We start from the raw sequence: 23,839 nt of genomic DNA, 5'->3' as shown, positions 1-23,839 counted from the left end.
GCGCCCGCTCAACGTACTCCAACCCCCGTCATGGTCACCGGCCGCCTGCGCGTCGTCCTCGTCAAGCTGCACCTGTATATCGGCCTGAGCCTTGGCCTGCTGTTCGTCCTGCTGGGGCTGACCGGTATGGCCATCGCCTGGCGCGAGGAACTGGACGCCTGGCTCAATCCCGATCTGCTGGTGGCCTCCGCGCCGATGACGGAGGCGGTGTCGCCGGCCACCGTCCAGGCCGTGACCGAACGGCTCGCCGCGCCCCCGTACGGCAAGCCCAACATGCTGATGCTGCCCCACCATGCCGATGGGGTATTTATCGCCTGGTACCCGGTCAAGGGACCCGATGGCGTGGTGCCAGGCCGCTCGCGCCAGGTGATGGTCGACCCGGTGACGCTGGCCGTGAAGGGCGAGCGCGTATGGGGCGAGGCGGGCGTGTCGCGCCGGCTGTTGCTGCCGACGCTGTTCCACCTGCATCGCTACCTGCTGTCCGGCGACACCGGCAAGACTATTACCGGCGTGGCCGGCATGCTGTTGCTGCTGACCACGCTGGTGGGGGTGGTGGTGTGGTGGCCCAAGATGAAGCTGCGCTCGGTGCTGCAGGCGTTTCGCATCACGCATGGCGGGTCCTGGCCGCGCTTCAACTATTCGCTGCACCGCGCCGGCGGCATCCTGGCCGCGCCGGTGCTGGCCATCATCGCCTTCTCCGGCTGGTACCTGAACCTGCCCAAATGGGTCACGCCGATGGTGGCGGCAGTGATGACGGTGACGCCGCCGGTCAAGCACGTGTCCGCGCCGGCGCCGGCCGAAGCCAGGCCACTCAGCGCCGGCCAGATCATGGCCGCGGCGCAGGCGCAGTATCCGGACGCGGTGGTGACCCGCATCAGCTTCCCGCGCAAGCCGGGCGATGCCTTCGAGGTGCGGCTGCGCCAGCCGGGCGAGGTGCGCAAGGACAGCGGCGCCACCCGGCTGTGGCTCGACGCCTGGACCGGGCAGCTGCTGGGCGTAAAGGATCCGCATGAAGCGCCCGCCGGCGATACGCTGCTGAACTGGCTGTTCCCGCTGCATACCGGCGAGGCCTTCGGCCTGCCGGGGCGCCTGTTTATCACGCTGTTCGGGCTGGCGCCGCTGACGTTTGCGGTGACCGGCTTGCTGATCTGGTGGAAGCGCCGGCGCGGGCACCAGCGGCATGTGGTGAAGGCGGCGCAGCGGACGGGGATGCGGGGGGCGTGAAAGTTTTCTCCCCGCTCCCATTTATGGGAGAGGGGCGGGGGAGAGGGCGGGCGTAGCCACGAAGCGACACGGCTCGATGCTTGCCATGCGCCTGCCCTGTCCCCCGGCCCCTCTCCCGCAGGCGGGAGAGGGGAGCAACCCGGCGGGCAACGCGGGCTTCAGATCAGATCTCGAGGTTATCAATCAACCGCGTCGCCCCCAGCTTGGCCGCCGTCAGCACCACCAGCGGCTCGCCCGCAAGGAATTCCTCGCGTGTCGGCGCCTGCAGGTCGACCCGCTTGCGGATCGACACGTAGTCCGGCTTCCAGCCGCGCTTTGCCAGCGATTCCTTGGCATTGGCTTCCACCGCAAGCAGGTCGGCGGCGGCGCGGTCGCTGCCCAGCACGGTGTCGCGCACGTCATGCAGCGTGCGGTACAGCACCGGGGCCTCGGCGCGTTCGTCCGGCGTCAGGTAGCGGTTGCGCGACGACAGCGCCAGGCCGTCCTCGGCGCGCACGGTTTCGGCCGGGATGATGTCGATCGGCAGCGCGAACTGCTGCACCATGCGGCGCACGATCATCAGCTGCTGGTAATCCTTCTTGCCGAACACCGCCACGCGCGGCTGCGCGCACGAGAACAGCTTCATCACCACGGTGCACACGCCCTTGAAGAAGCCGGGGCGGAACTCGCCTTCGAGGATGTCGCCCAGGTCGTGCGGAGGCTCGACGCGGTATTCCTGCGGTTCGGGGTACATATCGCGCTCGGAGGGCGCAAACAGCACGTAGACGCCTTCCTTCTGCAGCTTTTCGATATCGTCCTGCAGCGTGCGCGGGTATTTGTCGAAATCCTCGTTAGGACCGAACTGCAGGCGGTTCACGAAGATCGACGCCACCACCGGATCACCGTGCTGGCGCGCCAGGCGCATCAGCGACAGATGGCCTTCGTGAAGGTTGCCCATGGTGGGAACGAAGGCAGCGCGGTTCTGGCCGCGCAGCTGGTCCCGCAGCTCTTGGATGGAGGAAATGACTTTCATCTGGCTTGGTGTGCTGGTCGTGAGGGGGGTGACCCGGGCGCCGGCCCGGTCAAAGGGCGTGGGCGGCGCATGGACCAACCGGTCTCGTCCTTCTGTCGGGCGATGCACCTGGGGCTTGCGCCTGCGGGGCTGTACTGCCGGCTGTCGGCGGATTGTAGATCAACTGGGGGGAGGCCGGACCCCGGCTGCGGGTGGGTCAGGTGGGGCTGTACGCCAATCGCACATAAATTGGCGCGAACGGCTCGGCCTGGGTGATCTCCACCAGCGATTCGCGTGACAGCTCCAGCATGGCGATAAAGTTCACCACCACCACCGGCACGCCCTTGCCGGAGCGGATCGCATCCTCGAACAGCTCGCTGAATTCCATGAAGCGGGCATGCTGCAGCCGGCGCAGGATCTGGCTCATATGCTCGCGCACCGACAGTTCCTCGCGCGAAATCTTGTGGTGCTGGTTGAGCTTGGCGCGCTTGAGCACATCGGCCCACGCGGCCTGCAGGTCGATCGTTTCCACTTCCGGGAAGCGCGGCGCCAGGCTCTGCTCGATATAGACCTGCGAGCGCAGGAAGTCGCGGCCAAGTTGCGGCACCGTGTCCAGCTTCTGCGCGGCCAGTTTCATCTGCTCGTATTCCAGCAGGCGGCGCACCAGCTCGGCGCGCGGATCCTCGGCTTCGTCGTCGCTGTCGGCCTTCTTGACCGGCAACAGCATGCGCGACTTGATCTCGATCAGCATGGCCGCCATCAGCAGGTACTCGGCCGCCAGCTCGAGGTTGGACTTGCGGATCTGCTCGATATACGACAGGTACTGGCGCGTGACCTGCGACATCGGGATGTCCAGCACGTTGAAGTTCTGCTTGCGGATCAGGTACAGGAGCAGGTCCAGCGGGCCTTCGAACGCCTCGAGGAACACCTCCAGCGCGTCCGGCGGGATGTACAGGTCTTGCGGCAGCTTGAACAGCGGCTCGCCGTACAGGCGCGCGAACGCCATCCCGTCGACCATGTCGGCGGGACCGGCGGGGCGGTCCGTGCCGGCGGGGGCAGCGGCGGGCAGGCCGGCTGGCGACAGCTTGTCCTGCTCGGCTGCGCTCATGGCTGGCGTGCGGACGATCGCGGGGCGGAGGGGATCTGCGGGGATCAGTGATCCGACGAGTAAACGTAAGGCTTCTGCGCGACGCGCGAAGCCTCGGCGCGGGCGCGCTCTTCCAGGTCGATCGGCGACTTGTCCCACAGCAGGGCGCGGCCGTCGCGCTGCTCGGCTTCCAGCGTCGGGCGCTCTTGCTTGAGCTGCTTCAGGAACTGGGTGATATCGGATTCGTAGATTGCCATGGTGAAACCGTAATGCGCCGTGCGGGCGCCGATTGGATGCGGTGGGGCAGGATTTTACAGTATCGGCCCGCTCCGGTATGGATTTAGAGCAGCGTGCCGGCGCACCGGTTCGCCGTGCGCTGGGTGGGAAAGTTCCGGCATCAAGGCCGGGTGTGGTCAAATACCGACTTCGCATGTGTGGACAAACGGCGATGCCGCAAGACACCGCTATCACCGCTAACCGCGCTCCCGGGGCGCCAGGCGACATCAACGGATGAGGACCGATCTGGCAAGGATGGCAGGCCTGCGGGCCGGCGCCGCTATGCCGAAAGCGGCACACGAAGGCCCCGCGTTCACACGCGCGGCGGCGGCCCTGCGCGCCATTGCCGCCATGTTCGCGCTGGCGATGCTGTGGGTGTGCCCCGCGCAGGCGGCCTACAAGGTCGAGGTCGAGGCCCCCAAGCCGATCCGCGAGATCCTGGAGGAACACCTGGACCTGGCGCGCTACAAGGACCGCACCGACCTGACCCCGGACCAGTTCGACTACATGGTCGAAACCGTTGGCGAACAGGTGCGCCAGTTCACTTCCACCGAAGGCTATTTCGACCCGACCACCACTACCCGCGTCGATGTCGAGGGCGACAAGCGCGTGGTCCGCGTCATCGTCGATCCTGGCGCACGCACGCTGATCCGCAATGTCGACGTGCAGGTGACCGGCCCGGCGGCGACGCGCTCGCCGGAACAGGTGGCCGAGGTGCAGGCCAAGTGGGGCCTGCCGGTGGGCGAGCCGTTCCGCCAGGAAGACTGGGACAAGGCCAAGGAAGACGCGCTGTTCACGCTGCAAAGCCACAACTACTACGGCGCGCGGCTGGCCGCGTCACAGGCGCGGGTGGAGCCGGACGACCTGCGCGCCGACCTGTCGGCGCACTATGTCAGCGGACCGTCCTACCTGCTGGGGCCGCTCAAGGTCACCGGCACGCGCCGCTATCCGGAGCAGATCGTCCATAACGTCAACCCGCTCAGCGTGGGCGAGCCGTACCGCGTCGAGCGGCTGCTGGAACTGCAGCGCGCGATCCAAAACCAGCCGTATTTCTCCAACGTGCAGGTCGACCTGGAGCCGCCGCCGGATGCCGACAAGGCCCCCGACGGCGTGGTCACGGCGCCGGTCGCGGTGCGGGTGCGCGAGTATCCGGCGCATCGGCTGACCAGTGGCGTGGGCTTCACCACCGACACCGGTGCGCAGGTGGAAGGGCGCTATGCTTATTACAACCTGTTCAACCGCGCCTGGACCTTCGATTCGCAGGCGCGGCTGGAGCAGAAGCGTTCCTACCTGTTCGCCGAGACCGCAATGCCGCCCGATACGCGCAGCTACCGCAACAGCGTCTACGGCAGCTATGAGCGCACCATCGACATCGAGAACACCGACACCACCAGCCTGCGCGCGGGCCTCAAGCGCTCGCGCTCGCGCGAGAAGTACGATGTCACCACGTCGCTGGATTTCTACTACGACAAGCTGCTGCCGGCGGGCCAGCCCGGCCAGATCAGCAAGGCGCTGGTGCCGGCCTTTGCCTGGACCCGGCGCGACGTCGACAACCCGGTGTTCCCGCGCCGCGGCAATGTGATCAACACCCAGATCGGGGTGGCCGCCAAGGGCTTCCTGAGCGATGCCACCTTCGTGCGGCTCTATGGCCGGATCCGCCAGTACATACCGGTGGGCAAGCGCGACCTGGTGGTGGCACGGCTGGAGCTGGGCGCCGACCTGACCGGCGACAGCTCGAGCCAGATCCCGGCGACGCTGCGCTTCCGTGCCGGCGGCACCGATTCGATCCGCGGCTACGGCTACCAGTCGATCGGCACCCCCAGCGGCGCCAGTATCCTGCCCGCCAAGTACCTTGGGACGGGCAGCCTGGAATATCAGTACTGGTTCAAGCCCGACTGGGGCGTGGCGGTGTTCTGGGATGCGGGTACCGCCGCCGACAACCTGCGCGGCGTGACGATCTACAACGGCGTGGGCGTCGGCGTGCGCTGGCGCACGCCGGTGGGCCCGCTGCAGCTCGACGTCGGCTACGGCGTCCAGGACCGGCAGGTCCGGCCGCATATCTCGCTGGGGGTGGCGTTCTGATGAGGGGCGTGCGCCAGCATGGGATGCCCGCATGAGCATGCACGATTTGCCTTCCGTTCCGGGCGGCGGCGACCGCGCGCCACCGCCTGCGCAGCCCGCGCCGCGCAAGCGCCGGCGGCTGTGGCGCGGGCTGGCGTGGCTGGCCGGCGTGCTGCTGGTGCTGCTGCTCGCGCTGGTCGCCACGGGCGTGGCCGCGCTGCGCACCGAGACCGGCACCCGCCACCTGTGGACACTGGCCACGCGGCTGTCGGCCGGCATGCTCAGCGGCCAGATCGACGGCGGTACCGTGGCGCACGGGCTGCGGCTGCGCGACGTGGTGTTCGTCAGCGGCCAGACGCGCGTGGCGGTGGACCGGGTAGACGGCCGCTGGGCGCTGAGCTGGCAGCCGCGGCGGCTGCATGTGGAGTGGCTGCGCATTGGCAAGGCCGAGGTCCGGCTGGGTCCGTCCGAGCCGAGTACCGAGCCGATGCAGAAGCCAACGTCGCTCGAACTGCCCCTGGCCATCGACGTCGATACGCTGACACTCGACCGGCTGTCGCTGCTGCAGGGCACGGCGCCCACCGCCGAGCCGATGGTCTTCGGCAACCTGTCCGGCGCGCTGCATAGCGATGGCCAGGGCCACCGCGTCAGCCTGGACAAGCTGGAGACGCCGTATGGCAAGCTCGCGGCCAACGCCCAGCTCGGCGCGCGCGCGCCGTTCGCGCTCAGTGCCGAAGCCCTGCTCGAGGCGAGCTGGCAGAAGGAGGACTTTGCCGTCAACGTCACCGCCAACGGCACCCTCGAAGCCTTGCGTGCCGAACTGCAGGCCAACGGCGAGCGCATCCACGCGCGCGCCGGCGTGGACCTGACGCCGTTCGGCAAGGTGTCTTTCACGCACCTGCTGGTCGACGGCGAGCGCATCAACCCGCGGCTGTTCAGTCCGTCGGCGCCGCAAGCCAACCTGACGGTGCATGCGGAGCTGCGGCCGGTGAATGGCGCCGGGGCGGCGACGGCGCCGGCGGGCGCGGCCAGCGTTCCCGCCGCCTCGGCACCTTCGGCGGCCCCGGTGCCCGCGGCTTCATTGCCCGCGGCCTCGGCGCCTGCCGCTGCCCCGACACCCGCGCCGCTTGCCGTCGCCGGCGATATCGAGATCCGCAACCTGGAACCCGGCCTGCTCGACAAGGAGCGGCTGCCGGTGCAGTCGGTGCGCGCCCATGTCGAACTGAGCGAAATGTCGCAGGCTATCAGCGAGCTGCGCGTGGCGCTGCTCGGCAAGGCCGAGATCACTGGCGGCGGCACGCTGCGCGGCGGCCGTGGCGGCTTCGACCTCGACGTGCACCGGCTCGATCCGGCCGCGCTGCACGGCTCGCTGACCCGCGCCAGCCTGTCGGGGCCGGTGGTGGTGCGCATGGAGCCGGGCCGGCAGAGCCTGGCGCTGGACCTGTCCGGCGCGGCGCTCAAGCTGTTTGCCGATGCCAATATCGACGCCGAGGCGGTCACGCTGTCCACGCTGCGCGCCGCGGTCGGCCCCGGCGTGCTGACCGCCGAAGGCAAGCTCGGCCTCAAGGACAAGCAGCCGTTCAGCTTCAAGGGCAAGCTGGCGGCGTTCGATCCGTCGCGGCTGGCCAAGGTGGCGGCGGGCCGCATCAACGCAGACTTCACCGCGACCGGCGAGATCGCGCCCGAGCTGGGCGTGGCGCTGGACTTCGCCGTGCATGAAAGCGAGTACGCGGGCCTGCCGATGACCGGCGGCGGCAAGGTGCGGCTGGCGGGCGAGCGGCTGCTGCCGAGCGAGGCGTCGCTGAGCATGGCCGGCAACCAGGCCAACCTGCGCGGCAGCTTCGGCGCGCGCGGCGATGCGCTCAAGCTGGCGGTCGATGCGCCGCAGCTCGAACGGCTCAAGTTCGGCGTGGGTGGCAAGCTCAAGCTCGACGCCACCATCACCGGCACGCTGAAGAAGCCCGAAGTGGTGGCCGACTACAACGCGCAGGCGCTGGAGGTGGGCCCGCACAACGTGGCGACGGCCAGCGGGCGTGCCGAGGTGCGCGGCGGCCTTGACGGTCCGCTATCGGTGCAGCTCGCCGCGCGCAATTACCGCGGGCCGCAGGCCAGCCTGAGCACGCTCGATGCCACGCTCAACGGCACCCAGGCCAACCATGTGTTCGACCTCAAGGCTGCCGGCAGCCTGAACCGGCGCCCGCTGCAGCTGGCGCTTTCGGGGCAGGGCGCGTGGAAGGGCAAGGACGGCTGGAACGGCACCATCCGCACGCTGGAGGAACGCAGCACCGTCAACCTGCGGCTGGTGGCGCCGACGCAGCTGCTGGTGGCCGACCAGCACGTGCGCCTGGGCGCCACGCGGCTGCTGCTGGACCGCGCCACGCTGACCATCGACAACCTGGACTGGGACCACGGCCGCATCCGCAGCGCGGGGCGCCTGGACGGCCTGCAGGTCGGCCATGTGCTGGAGCTGATGGAAACCGTCACCGGGGAGAAACCGCCGGTGCGCTCCGACCTGGTGATCGACGGCCGCTGGAACCTGGCGCTGGCCGAGACCGCGAGCGGGTTTGCCGAGGTGCGCCGGCGCAGCGGCGACCTGTCGGTCAACGCGGGCCGCGGCTTCACCACGCTGGGCCTGGGCGAAACCAGCCTGCGCGCCGACGCCGGCGGCAACCGCATCGCGGTGCGTGGCGGCATGGTGTCGGGCCGCATCGGCAAGGTGGTGGTCGATGCCTCGGCCGGGCTGGTGCAGGAGCAGGGGCTGCAGACGGTGGGCCCGGCGTCGACGCTGGGCGGCACGGTCACCATCGACGTGCCGCGGCTGAAGTCGCTGGAAGCGCTGACCGGGCCGCAGTACGCCTTCGACGGCCGCATGGCCGCGGCGCTGCGGCTGGCCGGCACGGTGGGCGCGCCGTTGCTGACCGGCACGGTCAACGGCGACAACCTCGCCGTCACGCTGTACGACCAGGGCCTGCGCCTGACGGATGGCACCGTGCGCGTGGTGCTGGACCAGAACACGGTCGAGCTGAAGCACGTGGAATTCCACGGCGGCGACGGCAAGCTCGTCGCCACCGGCAATGTCAAGCTGGGCGAGGCCGATCCCAACCTGACCGGCAAGATCATCGCCGAGAAGCTGCAGCTCTTCGCCAGCCCCGAACGCACGCTGGTGCTGTCGGGCGACGCCACCATCGCCAACGAGAACAAGCAGATCGTGATCCGGGGCGAGTTCCGTGTGGATCGGGGGCTCTTTGACCTGCCCAAGGCAGGCGCGCCGGTGCTGGGCGACGATGTGGTGGTGGTCCGCCGCAAGGACCAGCGCGCGGTGAAGACCGCCGCCACGCCGTCGCCGGAATCCAAGCCCGCCAGCCGCTTCAGCCCGTTGATCGACCTGACCGTGGACCTGGGCAACAACTTCCGCTTCCGCGGCGCGGGCGCCGACCTGCTTCTGGCCGGCCAGATGGGCGTCAAGAGCGAACCGCTGACGCCGATGAAGGCCACCGGCACGGTACGCGTGACCGACGGCACCTACGAGGCATTCGGGCGCAGGCTCAATATCGAACGCGGCATCATCAACTTCAACGGCCCGATCGACAACCCGAACATGAACATCCGCGCCATGCGCCGCAACCAGGAAGTGGAGGCGGGCGTGGAGGTGACCGGCACGGTGCGGCTGCCGCGCGTGCGGCTGGTGTCCGAGCCCAACGTGCCGGACGAGGACAAGCTCTCGTGGCTGATGTTCGGCTACGGCGCGGAGAGCACCGGCGCGGGCCAGCAGCGCCAGCTCAGCGGTTCCGCACTGGGCGGCGCGGCGCTGGGGCTGATCGGCGGCAGGGCGGGCAAGGGCATCGTGTCGCATTTCGGCATCGACGAATTCTCGATCGGTCCCAGCACCGCGGGTCTCAACGACCAGCAGGTGGTCAGCATGGGCAAGGCCATCACCGAGCGCATGTCGGTGGGCTATGAGCAGAGCCTGACCTCGGCCTCGAACGTGGTGAAGCTGACCTGGCAGTTCTCGCGGCGCTGGTCGCTGATTGCCAAGGGCGGGTCCATCAACGGTTTGTCGGTCTTGTTCAACCGCCGCTTCGATAGCTGGGCCACCCTGTTCTCGGGGGCCCCGAACCGCGGCACCAGAAGGAGCCAGCAGGATGACAGCCAGCCGCTCGATCCCCAAAGCGCCGCGCAGGCGGCCTCGGCCGTCATCGCCGAGCCTGTGCGCCGCTGACGGGCGCCCCTCCACTTACGCGTCGCCGCGACGCCTTGCCGCCATGGGACTGATTGCCTCCGTGCTCGCGCTGTTCGGCTGCGACCAGCAGAAGGTCGATGAAGCGATGAAGAAGGCGGGCGAAACCGCCCGCAACACCTGGAACGCGATCAAGCCCGACCGCGAGCTGTTCAAGGGCATCGTGCCGGGCCAGTCGACGGAAGAAGAACTGCGGCGCCAGGCCGGCAAGCCCGAAATCGTCTGGGAAGAGGCCGACGGCGGGCGCCGGCTTGAATATCCGCGCGGGCCCGAGGGCACCACCACCTGGATGGTCACCATCGGTCCTGACGGCAAGGTGGCGAAGATCGAGCAAGTGCTGACGCCCGACAACTTCGCGCGCGTGCGCGCCGGCATGAGCAAGGACGATATCCGGCGGCTGCTGGGCAAGCCGACCAAGGTGGAGGCGTTTGCGTTGAAGAAGGAAGAGGTGTGGGGGTATCGGTGGATGGAGAGCTCGACCGACAAGGCTTTCTTCAACGTGCACTTCAACAGCGGTGGCACGGTGACGACGACATCGAGGAGTGATGATCCGTCGAAGATGCAGGGTGGGTGAAGATGTTGGCTTCGCTGGCTTGCAGCTGGCGATAACGCTCGCAGCAAGCTCCCCTCTCCCGCCTGCGGGAGAGGGGTGGGGGAGAGGGCCGGAGTGTCAAAGGCTGACGCCCGTGAGTTAAAACCGTTGGCCCCGCTTGATGTGGTTCCTAGCTAAACCACCCCTCACCCCGGTCCCTCTCCCCCTGAGGCCCCTGAGGGGAGAGGGAGAACACCTTGCTTAGGCTAGTCCGGGCGGCTTGGGCGCACCAAAACCCTCAGCGAATTCTCATGCCCGGGACTGCGCCGCTATGCGGCTCGAGGATGTACAACCCCGGCGCCGCCTTTTCATCCGCCGCCGACGCCGCCAGCACCATCCCTTCCGACATACCAAACTTCATCTTCCGCGGTGCCAGGTTAGCCACCACCACGGTCAGCTTGCCCACCAGCTGCTCCGGCGTATAAGCCGACTGGATCCCCGAGAACACATTGCGGGTCTGGCCTTCGCCCAGGTCCAGCGTCAGCTGCAGCAGCTTGTTCGAGCCTTCCACCTTCTGGCATTCGACGATCTTTGCCACGCGCAGGTCCACCTTGGCGAAATCGTCGATGGTGATGGTCTCGGCCACCGGCTCGATCGACGCTGCCGCGGCAACAGGCGCCGCCGTCGCCTGCAGTGAATCGCGGTTGGCTGCCAGCAGCGCATCGACTTGGTTGGCATCGACGCGCGTCATCAGGTGCTGGTACGGCTGCACCGGGCTCGCGGCCGAGAGCTGCCGGTCGATCGCGCGCCAGTCCAGCGGCTCGATGTTCAGGAAGCGCTCCACGCCAGCGGCCACGTTCGGCACCACCGGCTTCAGGTAGATGGTCAGCAGGCGGAAGGCCTCCAGCGACACCGAGCAGGCCGCATGCAGCGCCGCGCGCTTGCCTTCGTCCTTGGCCAGGTCCCACGGTTTTTCGGTATCGACAAAGGCGTTGACCGCGTCGGTCAGCTCCATCACCAGGCGCAGCGCCTTGCTGTACTCGCGTGCTTCGTAGAGCTGCGCCACCTGCGGCGCGGCCTGGCGCAGCTGCTCCAGCAGCGGATGGCCCAGCGCGGCTTCGTCGACCTTGCCTTCGAAGCGCTTGACCAGGAAGCCTGCGGCACGGCTGGCGATATTGACGTACTTGCCGATCAGGTCGCTGTTCACCCGGGCGATAAAGTCGTCCAGGTTCAGGTCCAGGTCTTCCATGCTCGCATTGAGCTTGGCGGCGAAGTAATAGCGCAGCCATTCCGGGTTCATGCCGGTGTCGATATAGCTCTGCGCGGTGATGAAGGTGCCGCGCGACTTGCTCATCTTGGCGCCGTCCACGGTCAGGAAGCCGTGCGCGAACACATTGGTCGGCGTGCGGTAGCCCGAGAAGCGCAGCATCGCCGGCCAGAACAGCGTGTGGAAGTACAGGATGTCCTTGCCGATGAAGTGATACTGCTCGGCGGTCGAGTGCGGGCCGACCCAGGCGTCGAAGTCGATGCCTTTCTTCTGCGCCAGGTTCTTGAAGCTGGCGTAGTAGCCGATCGGCGCGTCCAGCCACACGTAGAAATACTTGCCCGGCGCGCCCGGGATCTCGAAGCCAAAGTAGGGCGCGTCGCGCGAGATGTCCCAGTCGGACAGCGTCGAGGCCTCGCCCTCGCTGCCCAGCCATTCCTGCATCTTGTTGGCAGCCTCGGGCTGGGCCAGGTCGGCCACCCATTCGCGCAGGAAGCTCTCGCAGCGCGGGTCGGACAGCTTGAAGAAGTAGTGGGCCGACGACTTGCGCACCGGCGTCGCGCCGGACACCACCGAGTACGGGTTCTTCAGGTCGGTCGGCACATAGGTGGTGCCGCACACCTCGCAGGAATCGCCGTACTGGTCCTTGGCGCCGCACTTCGGGCACTCGCCCTTGATGAAGCGGTCCGGCAGGAACATGCTCTTGACCGGGTCGTAGAACTGCTCGACCTCGCGCTCGGCGATCAGGTCCTCGGCCTTCAGGGCCAGGTAGATCTTCTCGCACAGCTCGCGGTTCTCTTCGGCGTCGGTGCTGTAGTAGTTGTCGAAGGACACCAGGAAGCTGTCGAAGTCGCGCTTGTGCTCGGTCCAGACGCGGTCGATCAGTGCCTTGGGCGTGATGCCCTCCTTCTCGGCGCGCAGCATCACCGGCGTGCCGTGGGTGTCGTCGGCGCCGACGTAGTACACCTCGTTGCCCATCATGCGCTGGAAACGCACCCAGATATCGGTCTGGATGTATTCCACCAGGTGGCCGATATGAATCTGGCCGTTGGCATAAGGCAGGGCGGATGTGACGAGGATGCGACGTGCGGTCATAGACAGGGGCCGGTCAGGAGCGGGGAAATATCTTGGACGGCGCCGGCCGGAAGGGCGGGCGCGTGCCGGGAAGCGGCTATTTTAGCAAGCAGCCGCCACTCACGCGCCGGTTCCGCATGGCGGAATAGTCTGAACGAGAGCGCAAAACATCGTGGCCCTGAAAACCGTTCGCCCAAAAAAAGCGCCGGTCTGAACCGGCGCAGCTTTCCACAACGGAAAAGGAGGAGAAATCAGGTACCGCCCGGGAGGTCAGCCACCCATCGCGAGCCAGCAACGGTGGCAAGCGGCACCTGTTTCTATGACAGGGTCACCCCTGAATTGGTTTCAAATAAATTTCGACGCGGCGATTTTGTGCCCGTCCGGCCTCGGTCCCGTTGTCCGCCACGGGCTGGGATTGGCCCCGGCCCTCGGCCGACAGGCGGTTGCGTGCGACGCCACGGTCACCCAGGTAGCTGGCCACGCTCTGGGCGCGGCGCTGCGAGAGCTGCATGTTGTAGTTGGGATTGCCGGTGCTGTCGGTATGGCCCACCACGCTGGCGCTCACTTCCTGGTGCTGGCCCAGCGTCTGCGCGACCTGGTCGAGAACCGAGCGGAACGACGGCTTGATCGAGGCGCTGTCGGTGTCGAAGGTCACCTGGCTGGGGATGTTGACCTTGAGCGAGCCGTCCGGCTGCTCGGTGATCTGCGTGCCAGTGCCCGCGGTGTCCTTGTTCAGCTTGCCGCGGATGGCGTTCCAGTTGTAGCCGGCGGCGCCACCCAGGGCACCGCCCACGGCCGCGCCGACCACAGTGCCCTTGGTGTTGCCGCCGATCAGGTTGCCAAGCCCGGCGCCAACTGCGGCACCAACGCCGGTACCGACCGCCGTATGGGTCTGCTGTTCGGTGGCGCAGCCCGCTGCGAGCAGCGTGGCGGCGGCGAGCGAGACGGTCACGAGCTTGATCTTCATGCTTTCTCCTTCTGATGTTCCCGTAAAAGTTCAGGGTACCCGCATCGCGATGGTACCCCCAGGGCAATTGCTGAGGTAACCCTTTGTACGCGTCGGGCGCGGTGCGGCGCAATGTGCCATGCCGGCCCGCCCAACCGCACTACAATATGGATATGACGGCGCGCGCACAAGTGCAAGGTTGTGAGATTTGTAATTGTCTGTAATCCCCCACCCCCCGGAGGGTATTGCACGCCGATTACCGGCCCTCATGGTTGGTGCTGCATACTTTGATACATTGCGCGCCCATCCATTTGCGCGGCCCGTCCCCCAAAACAATCAAAGCGGAGTTTGTCTTGAGCGTCAGCACTGAGCAGGTCACCGAAGTCCTGCGCACCGTCATCGACCCCAACACGGGCAAGGACCTCGTGTCCACGCGCTCGGCCAGGAATATCCGGGTCGACGGCGGCGATGTTTCGCTGGAAGTCGAGCTCGGCTATCCCGCAAAGAGCCAGTTCGACCCGATCCGCAAGCTGGTGGTGGCCGCAGTGCGGCAGCTGCCGGGCGTGACCAATGTCAGCGTGACTGTGACCATGAAGATCGTCGCGCATGCGGTGCAGCGCGGCGTCAAGCTGCTGCCCGGCGTGAAGAACGTGATCGCGGTGGCGTCGGGCAAGGGCGGGGTGGGCAAGTCCACCACGGCCGTCAACCTGGCGCTGGCGCTGGCCGCCGAAGGGGCGCGCGTGGGCATGCTCGATGCCGATATCTATGGCCCCAGCCTGCCGATGATGCTGGGCATCGACGGCCGCCCCGAATCCACCGACGGCCAGACCATGGAGCCGCTGGAGGGCCACGGCGTGCAGGCCAACTCGATCGGCTTCCTGATCGAGCAGGACAACCCGATGGTATGGCGCGGCCCGATGGTGACTTCGGCGCTGGAGCAGCTGCTGCGCCAGACCAACTGGCACGACCTGGACTACCTGATCGTGGACATGCCGCCGGGCACCGGCGACATCCAGCTCACGCTGTCGCAGAAGGTGCCGGTTACCGGCGCCGTAATCGTGACCACGCCGCAGGACATCGCGCTGCTCGACGCGAAGAAGGGCCTGAAGATGTTCGAGAAGGTGGGCATCCCCATCCTCGGCATCGTCGAGAACATGGCGGTCTACTGCTGCCCGAACTGTGGCCATGTCGAACATATCTTCGGCCACGGCGGCGGCGAGAAGATGTGCGCCGACTACGGCGTGGACCTGCTCGGCAGCCTGCCGCTGAACCTGCAGATCCGCGAGCAGGCCGACTCGGGCCGCCCCACGGTCGTGGCCGAGCCCGACAGCCCGGTGGCCGAGCTGTATCGCGGCATCGCGCGCAAGGTGGCGATCAAGGTCGCAGACAAGGCGCGCGACATGACCAGCAAATTCCCGAGCATCGTGGTGCAGAACACCTGAGCGCGCGGTTCGCCGCGCCGGCAGACCATGGAAACCGAAGTCACGCCCCTGCCTGACATGCCCGAGATGGCGCCCCCGGGCGCGCGCCCTGCCGTCACGATGGCGGTGGTGATGCGCAAGGTGGCGCTGGGCAACCGCTGGCAGCCATGGAAGTGGCAGCTCGACGCGGTGCTGCCGGACCTGGGCGAGTTCGGCACGCACCCGGTCTGCCTGGAGCGCGATGCCCATGGTGCGCGCTGGCTGTACCCCGGCTTCGAGGTGGAGCTGTTCCGCGACCAGGGCGAGGGCTATTACCTGAACCTGACCTCGACCACGCCGTGCTGGTTCGTGATGTGGCGCATGCCCGAGGACGAAGACGGTGGTGGCAGCGGTGAAGACGCGCACCCGGTGCCGATGACCGTTTCGCTGTCGTACAACGAGGCCGGCCGCTGGCTCGATGCCGGCGAGATCGTGGAGAACGTGCCGCTGGCGCCCGAACAGCGCGAGTGGCTGCAGGCCTACGTCAACGAGCATTACCGGCCCGAGCCCAAGCAGCGGCGCCGGCCCGAGTCGTTCAAGTCGCCGCAGGACCGCGCGCGCTACTGATCCTTGCCACCCGACTATCTGACTTCGCCCGCCGATGAGCGATTCGTCCTTCCTGTCACGCTGGTCGCGCCGCAAGGCCGCGGTGCGCGAAGGCGTTGTCGTTCCGCCCGAGCCGCCGCCTGAGCCGCCGCCGCTTCCGGCCGAAGCTGCCGTCACCGCCCCCGCGGGTAGCGAAGCCGTGCCCGAGGTGCCCGCGCCGACGCTGGAGGATGTCGCCGCGCTGCGCCCCGGCGACAATATCTCGCGCTTCGTCGCCCGCGGTGTCGACGAATCGGTCAAGCGCGCCGCGCTCAAGACGCTGTTCGCCGATCCGCACTTCAACGTGATGGACGGCCTCGACATCTACATCGACGACTACAGCAAGCCCGACCCGATCCCCCCCGAGATCCTGCGCCAGCTCCGCCAGGCCGAGACCCTGGGACTGTTCGAGCCCACCGACGAGGAGCGCGCCGCCGCGCAGGCGGCCGCCCAGGCCGCCGACACTGCCAACACCGCCGACCATGCGGATGTACCGCCGGCGGCGCCCGCCGAGGCGCCGGCCGCATCGCGCGAGCGCGCCGAGGCTACGGACATACCCGCACCAGCCGAAACACCGCAGCAAGCGGCCAGTCAAAACGCAGAACAGGGCCCGCAAGACCCGGATAATGCGCGTAGCCCCATAGGGCACCCCGGCCTACAATAGGCCTCCCCACAATCCGCCGGCCCGCAGACCCTCGCCAAGAAGGACGTCCGGACCGGTCAGCTGCATTGCGCCATGCCCACGCTGATCTGCAATTGCAACGACACCATGCCGCTTGACGGGGCGGCGCTGTCGGATGCCAGGCAGGACCCGAAGCAGGTCCCGCTGAAGGTCCACCGCCTGCTGTGCCGGCGCGAAATCGGCGACTTCACCGCCGCGCTCGACGGCACCGAGGACGTTATCGTCGCCTGCACGCAGGAACGCCAGCTCTTTACCGAAGTGGCCGCGCAGGCCGCGCGCGGCGAAGACGGCCGCCCGGTAGTGACCGCGCCGGTACGTTTCGTCAATATCCGCGAGACCGGCGGCTGGTCGCAGGGCGCCCGCCGCGACCCGAAGACGGCCAATGCCAAGATCGCCGCGCTGCTGGCCGTGGCCGCGCTGCCCGAGCCGGATCCGGTGCCGGTGGTCGACTACCGCTCCGACGGCGCGGTGCTGGTGATGGGCCCGGCGCAGCGCGCGCTGCCGTGGGCCGAACGGCTGGCGGCGATGCAGTTGGACGTCACCGTGCTGGTGACCGGCAGCGACACGCGCGAACCTGCCGCCGCGCAGCCCGCCGCGCGCGCCTATCCGGTCCACAGCGGCCGGCTGGCTTCGCTGACCGGCTGGCTCGGCGCCTTCGAGGCTAGCTGGGAAACCGGCGCGGGCCGCAGCAATCCGATCGACCTGGACCTGTGCACCCGCTGCAATGCCTGCATCGACGCGTGCCCGGAAGACGCGATCGACTTCAGCTACCAGATCGACCTGTCGCGCTGCCGTTCGCACCGCGACTGCGTGCGTGCCTGCGGCGCCGCCGTGGCGATCGACTTCGACCGTGCGCCAGGCAAGGTGCGGGAGCGTTTTGACCTGGTGTTCGACCTGTGCGATGCCCCCGCCTTCACCATGCACCAGCCGCCGCAGGGCTACCTGCACGCAGGTGCCGACCCCGCGCGCCAGCAGGCGCTGGCCCTGACGCTGGCGGGCCTGGTGGGCGAGTTCGAGAAGCCCAAGTTCTTCCGCTACAAGGAAAGCCTGTGCGCCCACGGCCGCAACCAGACCACCGGCTGCACCGCCTGCATCGACATCTGCTCGACGCAGGCGATCGGCTCGCGCTGGCATGACGGCAAGGGCCGCATCGAAGTCACGCCCAACCTGTGCATGGGCTGCGGCGCGTGCACGACGGTGTGCCCCAGCGGGGCCATCAGCTATGGCTACCCGGGACCGGAGGTGACTGGCGCGCGGCTGCGCACGATGTTGTCCTCCTACCGGCAAGCCGGCGCCCGCGACCCGGTGGTAGTGCTGCATGGCGAGGAGTACGGCACGCCCGCATTGCTGGCGCTGGGCCGCGCTGCCCGCGGCGGCAAGGCGCGGGGCGTACCCGCCAATGTGATGCCGCTGTCGCTGTTCCATCCGGCCGCGGCCGGGCTCGAGCTGTGGCTGGCCGCGCTGTGCTGGGGTGCCAGCCGCGTGGCGGTGATGCTGACCGGCGATGAGGCGCCGCAGTACCGCGCCGCGCTGCTGGAGCAGATCGCAGTCGGCCGCGCCATGCTGGCCGGCCTGGGCTACGACGACGAGGTGCTGTCGCTGGTCGAGGCTGGCGATACCGCCGCGCTGGACGCGCGCCTGTCGGCCCTGCGCCCGGGCCGCAACGCGCTGCCGCCCGCCGCCTTCGGCGCCGTGCCGGCCAAGCGCGAGATGCTCGACTTCGTGTTCGACCATCTGGTGCGTCATGCCCCCGTGCCTGCTGACAGCGTGCCGCTGCCGGCGGAGGCACCGATTGGCGCGATCGCGGTCGATACCGTCAAGTGCACCTTGTGCATGGCCTGCGTGGGCGCGTGCCCGTCGCAGGCGCTGCGCGACAACGCCGAACGCCCGGTGCTCAGCTTTATCGAACGCAACTGCGTGCAGTGCGGCCTGTGCGAGAAGACCTGCCCGGAAGACGCCATCACGCTGGTGCCGCGCCTGCTGGCCGGGGACGCGGCGCGCCGCCCGGTCACGCTGAACGAGACCCAGCCCTTCCACTGCATCCGCTGCGGCAAGCCGTTCGGCACCGCGCAGATGGTGGAGTCGATGCTGGTGCGCCTGGCCGGCCATCCGGCCTTTGCCGGCGCCGCGGCCGAGCGCCTGAAGATGTGCCAGGACTGCCGCGTGGTCGACATGATGGAAAAGGACATGGGCACGGTCAGCGGCGGCACGCTGCGCTGAGCTTGCCACCTCCCCGGGACGAATCATCACGACATGACAGATTTCCAGCCGCTCCAGCTCACCGCCGCGCCGCCGGCCGACGATGCCGAAGACACCGCCCGCGCCGACCTCTATGGCCTGCTGGCCACGCTGTTCTACAGCGCGCCCGATGCCGCGCTGCTGCACCACATCGCCGCCAACCGCGCCGTCGGCGCGGACGCGGACACGGTGCTCGGCAAGGCGTGGAACGCGTTGTGCGACGCAGCATCCGAAACCACCGCGGCCGAGGCCGAGGAGGAGTACCGGCTGCTGTTCGTCGGCGTGGGCCGCCAGGACGTGTTTCTGTACGGCTCCTTCTACATGACCGGCTTCCTCAACGAGCGCCCTCTGGTGGCGCTGCGCGAGGATCTCGCGCGCTACGGCCTCGAGCGCCACGACGGTGTCAGTGAGACCGAGGACCACATCGCCACGTTGTGCGAGGTGATGCGCTTCCTGGTCGCGGGTGACGACCTTTCGGTGTCCAACCTCGGCGAGCAGCAGCGTTTCTACGCGCGGCACCTGCAGCCATGGGTGGAAAAATTGTGCGATGCAGTGACGGAGCACCCGCAGGCACGCTTTTATCGCAGCGTGGCGGGCTTGCTGAGCGCATTTGCCGGCGTGGAAGCGGTCGCGCTGGAAATGAACTGAAGACGGAGGGCATCAATATCGGCATGCGCGGCGCGTTCTTTAGGGTGTCGCGCCGCATCCGATACGCCTGGCGCAAATTTAGCTTGAAAGTCCGGAAAAACCCGTGCATTGCATGGTCTTTCCTGCTAGTTGCTCCTAGAATATGCATAACAACGCATAACGGCTTAAACCATCGGGCTTGCACAGCCGAGGAGCCCCCACATGAGAGAGAAGCAAACCAGGGTCGCGCGCCGCACGTTTCTCGCGGGCGCTGGAGTTGTGGCTGCCGCCACTGGCGCGGCAGCGCTGACAGCGCGTGGACCGGCCTTGCCGGGCCCGACCGCCGCGCTACCGGAACCCGCCGACACCCCGTCGGACAACAAGGGTTACCGCGTATCCGACCACATTCGCAAGTACTACCGGACCACACTGGTGTAAGCGCCAGGGCGGTGTGGTACCCCGCGCCGCCAGCAACCGGACGAAACATCGTCCGTATCTGAGGTGAGACATGATCTTGACCCGCAAACGCGCGGCGCAGGGCGCATCCGCCCGCCTCGCTGACGCCCTGGCCAACCGGCCCGAACACGCCGGTGCGTCCTCAGCAACTGGCCATACCAACGGCCGGCTTTCGCAACGGCTCGCGGCAAGCCTGGCCGGCGCGATGCCGACCATGGACCGTCGCAGCTTCCTCAAGCGTTCGGGCATCGGCGTCGGTGCCGGCCTTGCGGCCTCGCAACTGTCATTGATCCGCAAGGCCGATGCGGCCGACGACAAGAAGGCCGCTGCCGACGGCAAGACCGGCATTGTGGTGAAGCGAACCGTGTGCGGCCACTGCTCGGTCGGCTGCGCCGTGGATGCGGTGGTGCAGAACGGCGTGTGGGTCCGCCAGGAACCGGTGTTCGACTCGCCCCTCAACATGGGTGCGCACTGCGCCAAGGGCGCGGCGCTGCGCGAGCACGGCCACGGCGAATACCGCCTCAAGTACCCGATGAAGCTGGTCAATGGCAAGTACCAGCGCATCGGCTGGGACCAGGCGCTCAACGAGATCACCGCGAAGATGAAGGAGATCCGCCAGCAGACCGGCCCGGACTCGCTGTTCTTCGTCGGCTCGTCCAAGCACAGCAACGAGCAGGCCTACCTGATGCGCAAGTGGGTGTCGTTCTTCGGCACCAACAACACCGACCACCAGGCGCGCATCTGCCACTCCACCACCGTGGCGGGCGTGGCCAACACGTGGGGCTACGGTGCGATGACCAACTCGTACAACGATATGCAGAACTCGAAGGCAGCTCTGTATATCGGCTCCAACGCGGCCGAGGCGCACCCGGTGTCGATGCTGCACCTGCTGCACGCCAAGGAGAACGGCTGCAAGGTGATCGTGGTCGATCCGCGCTACACGCGCACCGCGGCCAAGGCGCAGCACTACGTGCGCATCCGCTCGGGTACCGACATCGCGTTCCTGTTCGGCATGCTGTACCACATCTTCCAGAACGGCTGGGAAGACCAGAAGTACCTGAATGACCGCGTCTATGGCATGGACAAGGTCAAGGAAGAGGTGCTGGCCAAGTGGACCCCCGACAAGGTCGAGGAAGTCACCGGCGTGCCCGAGGCACAGGTCCGCATGGTCGCGGAGATCATGGCCAAGAACCGCCCCAGCACGCTGGTGTGGTGCATGGGCCAGACCCAGCACACCATCGGCAACGCGATCGTGCGCGCGTCGTGCATCGTGCAGCTGGCGCTGGGCAATATCGGCGTGGCGGGCGGCGGCGCCAATATCTTCCGCGGCCACGACAACGTGCAGGGCGCCACCGACGTGGGCCCCAACCCCGACTCGCTGCCGGGCTACTACGGCCTGGCCACCGGCGCGTGGAAGCACTACGCGGCGGTGTGGGGCGTGGACTACGAATGGATCAAGAAGCAGTTCGTCTCGCAGACGATGATGGAGAAGTCCGGCACCACGGTGTCGCGCTGGATCGATATCGTCACAGAGAAGAACGAGCTGATCGACCAGGACAACAACGTGCGCGGCGTGTTCTTCTGGGGCCATGCCCCGAACTCGCAGACGCGCGGCCTGGAAATGAAGAAGGCGCTCGACAAGCTCGACCTGCTGGTGGTGGTCGACCCGTATCCGTCGGCAACCGCGGCCATGGCCAACATGCCGCCGGCCGAGGGTGACAAGGTCAACCCGAACCGCGCCGTGTACTTGCTGCCGGCCTGCACGCAGTTCGAAACATCGGGTTCATGCACGGCGTCGAACCGCTCGCTGCAATGGCGCGAGAAGGTCATCGAGCCGCTGTTCGAGTCGATGCCCGACCACACCATCATGCAGGCGTTCGCCGACAAGCTTGGCTTTGGCAAGGAGCTGTCGAAGAACTACAAGATGATCGAGGTCAAGCGCGCCGGCCGCACGTGGATGGAGCCGGAGCCCGAATCGATCCTGCGCGAGATCAACGCCAGCAACTGGACCATCGGCTACACCGGCCAGTCGCCCGAACGGCTGAAGTCGCATATGCGCAATATGCAGATGTTCGACGTGAAGACGCTGCGCTGCAACCAGGGCAAGGACCCGGTCACGGGCTACGACCTGACCGGCGACTACTTCGGCCTGCCGTGGCCGTGCTACGGCACGCCTGAGCTGAAGCACCCGGGCTCGCCCAACCTGTATGACACCAGCAAGCACGTGATGGAGGGCGGCGGCAACTTCCGCGCCAACTTTGGCGTGGAGCGCGACGGCGTCAACCTGCTGGCCGAGGACGGCTCGTACTCGCAGGGCGCGGAAATCACCACCGGCTATCCGGAGTTCGACCACGTACTGCTGAAGAAGCTGGGCTGGTGGGACGACCTGACCGATGCCGAGAAGGCCAAGGCCGAGGGCAAGAACTGGAAGACCGACCTGTCGGGCGGCATCCAGCGCGTGGTGCTGAAGAACCATGGCTGCCACCCGTTTGGCAACGCCAAGGCGCGCGCGGTGGTATGGAACTTCCCCGACCCGATCCCGCAGCATCGCGAGCCGCTGTACTCCACGCGCCCGGACATGGTCGCCAAGTACCCGACCCACGACGACAAGATGGCGTTCTGGCGGCTGCCGACGCTGTACAAGTCGGTGCAGCAACGCAATATCGAGAACAAGGTCTATGAGAAGTTCCCGATCATCCTGACCTCCGGGCGGCTGGTCGAGTACGAGGGTGGCGGCGAGGAAACCCGCTCCAACCCGTGGCTCGCGGAGCTGCAGCAGGAGAACTTCGTCGAGATCAATCCGCGCGCGGCGTCGGACCGCGGCATCCGCAACGGCGACTTCTGCTGGGTGAAGACGCCGACCGGGGCCCGGCTCAAGGTGCGCGCGCTGGTGACCGAGCGCGTCGGGCCCGATACCGCCTTCATCCCGTTCCACTTCTCGGGCTGGTGGCAGGGCAAGGACCTGAGGGACTACTACCCCGAAGGCGCGATGCCGGTGGTGCGTGGCGAGGCGGTCAATACCGCGACCACCTACGGCTATGACTCGGTGACGATGATGCAGGAAACCAAGACCACCATTTGCCAGATCGAGCGGTTTGCATAAGGGCAGGGGAACATCATGGCACGCATGAAATTTATCTGTGACGCCGAGCGCTGCATCGAATGCAACAGCTGCGTCACTGCCTGCAAGAACGAGCACGAGGTGCCGTGGGGTGTGAACCGGCGCCGCGTGGTCACCATCAACGACGGCATGGTCGGCGCCGAGAAATCGATCTCGGTGGCCTGCATGCATTGTTCGGACGCGCCCTGCATGGCGGTCTGCCCGGTCGACTGCTTCTACCGCACCGACGACGGCGTGGTGCTGCACGACAAGGACGTCTGCATCGGCTGCGGCTATTGCTCGTACGCCTGCCCGTTCGGCGCCCCGCAGTTTCCGTCGACCGGCACCTTCGGCGTGCGCGGCAAGATGGACAAGTGCACCTTCTGCGCCGGCGGCCCGGAAAAGAACGGCACCGAAGCCGAGTTCGAGAAGTACGGCCGCAACCGGCTGGCCGAAGGCAAGCTGCCGCTGTGCGCGGAGATGTGCTCGACCAAGGCGCTGCTGGGCGGCGACGGCGACGTCATTGCCGACATCCTGCGCAACCGCGTGATCAAGCGCGGCACCGGCGGCGATGTGTTCGGCTGGGGCACGGCCTACGGCAACTCCCAGGCCGCCGCGCCGGCACAGCCGGCCCGGCCGGCTCCGGCAGGACCGGCCGCACCCGCCGCGGCACCTGCTGCTGCGCCTGCAGCAGCCCCCGCCGCGCCCGCCACCTCGGGAGGACAAACGTCATGAACCGCGCCCGCGTGATTGCCCTGCTGTCGCTGTGCGGCGTGCTGCTGGCCGCCTGCGGCGAGAAGCCGCAGACCATCGGCCCGTCGCACCGCAAGGCCGACGCCCAGGCCTTCCAGGGCGCGCCCGACGACCCCTTCGTGGCCAAGGGCTGGACCGCTGGCGACAAGACGAGCTGGGATAACCAGATCCGCCAGCGCAACCAGTACCAGAACGAATACACCCGGGTGCAATGAACGTGCCGCTGCGAATCCCGGGACTGCGCGT

The 23,839-nt window shown here is 67.6% G+C and carries 18 protein-coding genes; 13 read left to right on the top strand and 5 right to left on the bottom strand.

All coding sequences use genetic code 11. The annotated features are described in order from the left end of the window. Positions 1-30 precede the first annotated feature (30 nt). Complete coding sequence (locus AB1I47_RS01970; RefSeq protein WP_354682101.1) at positions 31-1,224, top strand: PepSY-associated TM helix domain-containing protein; 1,194 nt, start codon at positions 31-33, stop codon at positions 1,222-1,224. A gap of 163 nt (positions 1,225-1,387) precedes the next feature. On the opposite strand, the gene panC is transcribed toward AB1I47_RS01970, so the two are convergent. The 3 genes from panC to AB1I47_RS01955 all read right to left on the bottom strand — a co-directional run bounded on the left by panC (position 1,388) and on the right by AB1I47_RS01955 (position 3,559). After that, positions 1,388-2,236, bottom strand: coding sequence for a pantoate--beta-alanine ligase (panC, locus tag AB1I47_RS01965; protein WP_354682100.1), 849 nt, complete (start codon positions 2,234-2,236; stop codon positions 1,388-1,390). Positions 2,237-2,432: 196 nt separating this feature from the next. Beyond that, positions 2,433-3,323: a segregation and condensation protein A gene (locus AB1I47_RS01960; protein ID WP_354682099.1), complete on the bottom strand. Its 891-nt coding sequence runs from the start codon at positions 3,321-3,323 to the stop codon at positions 2,433-2,435. 44 nt (positions 3,324-3,367) lie between these two features. Then, positions 3,368-3,559, bottom strand: coding sequence for a DUF3460 family protein (locus AB1I47_RS01955; RefSeq protein WP_354682098.1), 192 nt, complete (start codon positions 3,557-3,559; stop codon positions 3,368-3,370). A gap of 301 nt (positions 3,560-3,860) precedes the next feature. Between AB1I47_RS01955 and AB1I47_RS01950 the strand changes: the two genes are divergently transcribed. The 3 genes from AB1I47_RS01950 to bamE are packed head-to-tail and all read left to right on the top strand — an operon-like array spanning position 3,861 to position 10,450. After that, complete coding sequence (locus AB1I47_RS01950) at positions 3,861-5,660, top strand: autotransporter assembly complex protein TamA (protein WP_354682097.1); 1,800 nt, start codon at positions 3,861-3,863, stop codon at positions 5,658-5,660. Between the two features lie 31 nt (positions 5,661-5,691). Then, positions 5,692-9,858 (top strand): translocation/assembly module TamB domain-containing protein, encoded by a 4,167-nt coding sequence (locus AB1I47_RS01945; protein WP_354682096.1) that lies wholly within the window; start codon positions 5,692-5,694, stop codon positions 9,856-9,858. Positions 9,859-9,901: 43 nt separating this feature from the next. Next, the gene (gene bamE, locus AB1I47_RS01940; RefSeq protein WP_354682095.1) at positions 9,902-10,450 is read left to right on the top strand and encodes an outer membrane protein assembly factor BamE domain-containing protein; all 549 of its coding nucleotides are present in this window, start codon (positions 9,902-9,904) and stop codon (positions 10,448-10,450) included. Positions 10,451-10,706: 256 nt separating this feature from the next. On the opposite strand, the gene metG is transcribed toward bamE, so the two are convergent. Together metG and AB1I47_RS01930 are read right to left on the bottom strand one after the other, a co-directional pair. After that, positions 10,707-12,767, bottom strand: a complete 2,061-nt coding sequence (gene metG / locus AB1I47_RS01935; protein WP_354682094.1) for a methionine--tRNA ligase — start codon at positions 12,765-12,767, stop codon at positions 10,707-10,709. Between the two features lie 307 nt (positions 12,768-13,074). After that, complete coding sequence (locus tag AB1I47_RS01930) at positions 13,075-13,713, bottom strand: YiaD family glycine zipper/OmpA-like lipoprotein (RefSeq protein WP_354682093.1); 639 nt, start codon at positions 13,711-13,713, stop codon at positions 13,075-13,077. Between the two features lie 332 nt (positions 13,714-14,045). Between AB1I47_RS01930 and apbC the strand changes: the two genes are divergently transcribed. From apbC to AB1I47_RS01885, 9 genes are all read left to right on the top strand, one after another. Then, positions 14,046-15,134 carry an iron-sulfur cluster carrier protein ApbC gene (apbC, locus tag AB1I47_RS01925; RefSeq protein WP_354682092.1) on the top strand — a complete coding sequence of 363 codons (1,089 nt, stop codon included), beginning with the start codon at positions 14,046-14,048 and terminating at the stop codon, positions 15,132-15,134. Between the two features lie 27 nt (positions 15,135-15,161). Further along, positions 15,162-15,719 carry a DUF3305 domain-containing protein gene (locus AB1I47_RS01920; RefSeq protein ID WP_354682091.1) on the top strand — a complete coding sequence of 186 codons (558 nt, stop codon included), beginning with the start codon at positions 15,162-15,164 and terminating at the stop codon, positions 15,717-15,719. 34 nt (positions 15,720-15,753) lie between these two features. Next, positions 15,754-16,401, top strand: coding sequence for a DUF3306 domain-containing protein (locus AB1I47_RS01915; protein WP_354682090.1), 648 nt, complete (start codon positions 15,754-15,756; stop codon positions 16,399-16,401). Between the two features lie 72 nt (positions 16,402-16,473). Continuing rightward, positions 16,474-18,639 carry a 4Fe-4S binding protein gene (locus AB1I47_RS01910; RefSeq protein WP_354682089.1) on the top strand — a complete coding sequence of 722 codons (2,166 nt, stop codon included), beginning with the start codon at positions 16,474-16,476 and terminating at the stop codon, positions 18,637-18,639. Between the two features lie 33 nt (positions 18,640-18,672). Continuing rightward, positions 18,673-19,305 (top strand): TorD/DmsD family molecular chaperone, encoded by a 633-nt coding sequence (locus AB1I47_RS01905; RefSeq protein WP_354682088.1) that lies wholly within the window; start codon positions 18,673-18,675, stop codon positions 19,303-19,305. A gap of 201 nt (positions 19,306-19,506) precedes the next feature. Continuing rightward, positions 19,507-19,722, top strand: a complete 216-nt coding sequence (locus AB1I47_RS01900; RefSeq protein ID WP_354682087.1) for a formate dehydrogenase — start codon at positions 19,507-19,509, stop codon at positions 19,720-19,722. A gap of 70 nt (positions 19,723-19,792) precedes the next feature. After that, the gene (locus AB1I47_RS01895; protein WP_354682086.1) at positions 19,793-22,843 is read left to right on the top strand and encodes a molybdopterin-dependent oxidoreductase; all 3,051 of its coding nucleotides are present in this window, start codon (positions 19,793-19,795) and stop codon (positions 22,841-22,843) included. Between the two features lie 15 nt (positions 22,844-22,858). Then, complete coding sequence (fdh3B, locus tag AB1I47_RS01890; RefSeq protein WP_354682085.1) at positions 22,859-23,575, top strand: formate dehydrogenase FDH3 subunit beta; 717 nt, start codon at positions 22,859-22,861, stop codon at positions 23,573-23,575. After that, on the top strand, positions 23,572-23,808 hold the full coding sequence (locus AB1I47_RS01885; protein WP_354682084.1) for a hypothetical protein: 237 nt from the start codon (positions 23,572-23,574) through the stop codon (positions 23,806-23,808). Before fdh3B ends, AB1I47_RS01885 begins: the two co-directional genes overlap by 4 nt. Positions 23,809-23,839: the final 31 nt, after the last annotated feature.

The organism is Cupriavidus necator, from assembly GCF_040578825.1.
Lineage (GTDB): Bacteria > Pseudomonadota > Gammaproteobacteria > Burkholderiales > Burkholderiaceae > Cupriavidus > Cupriavidus necator_E.
The sequence above is the reverse complement of the archived record's forward strand: the minus strand, read 5'-3'. Positions and strand labels throughout refer to the sequence as shown.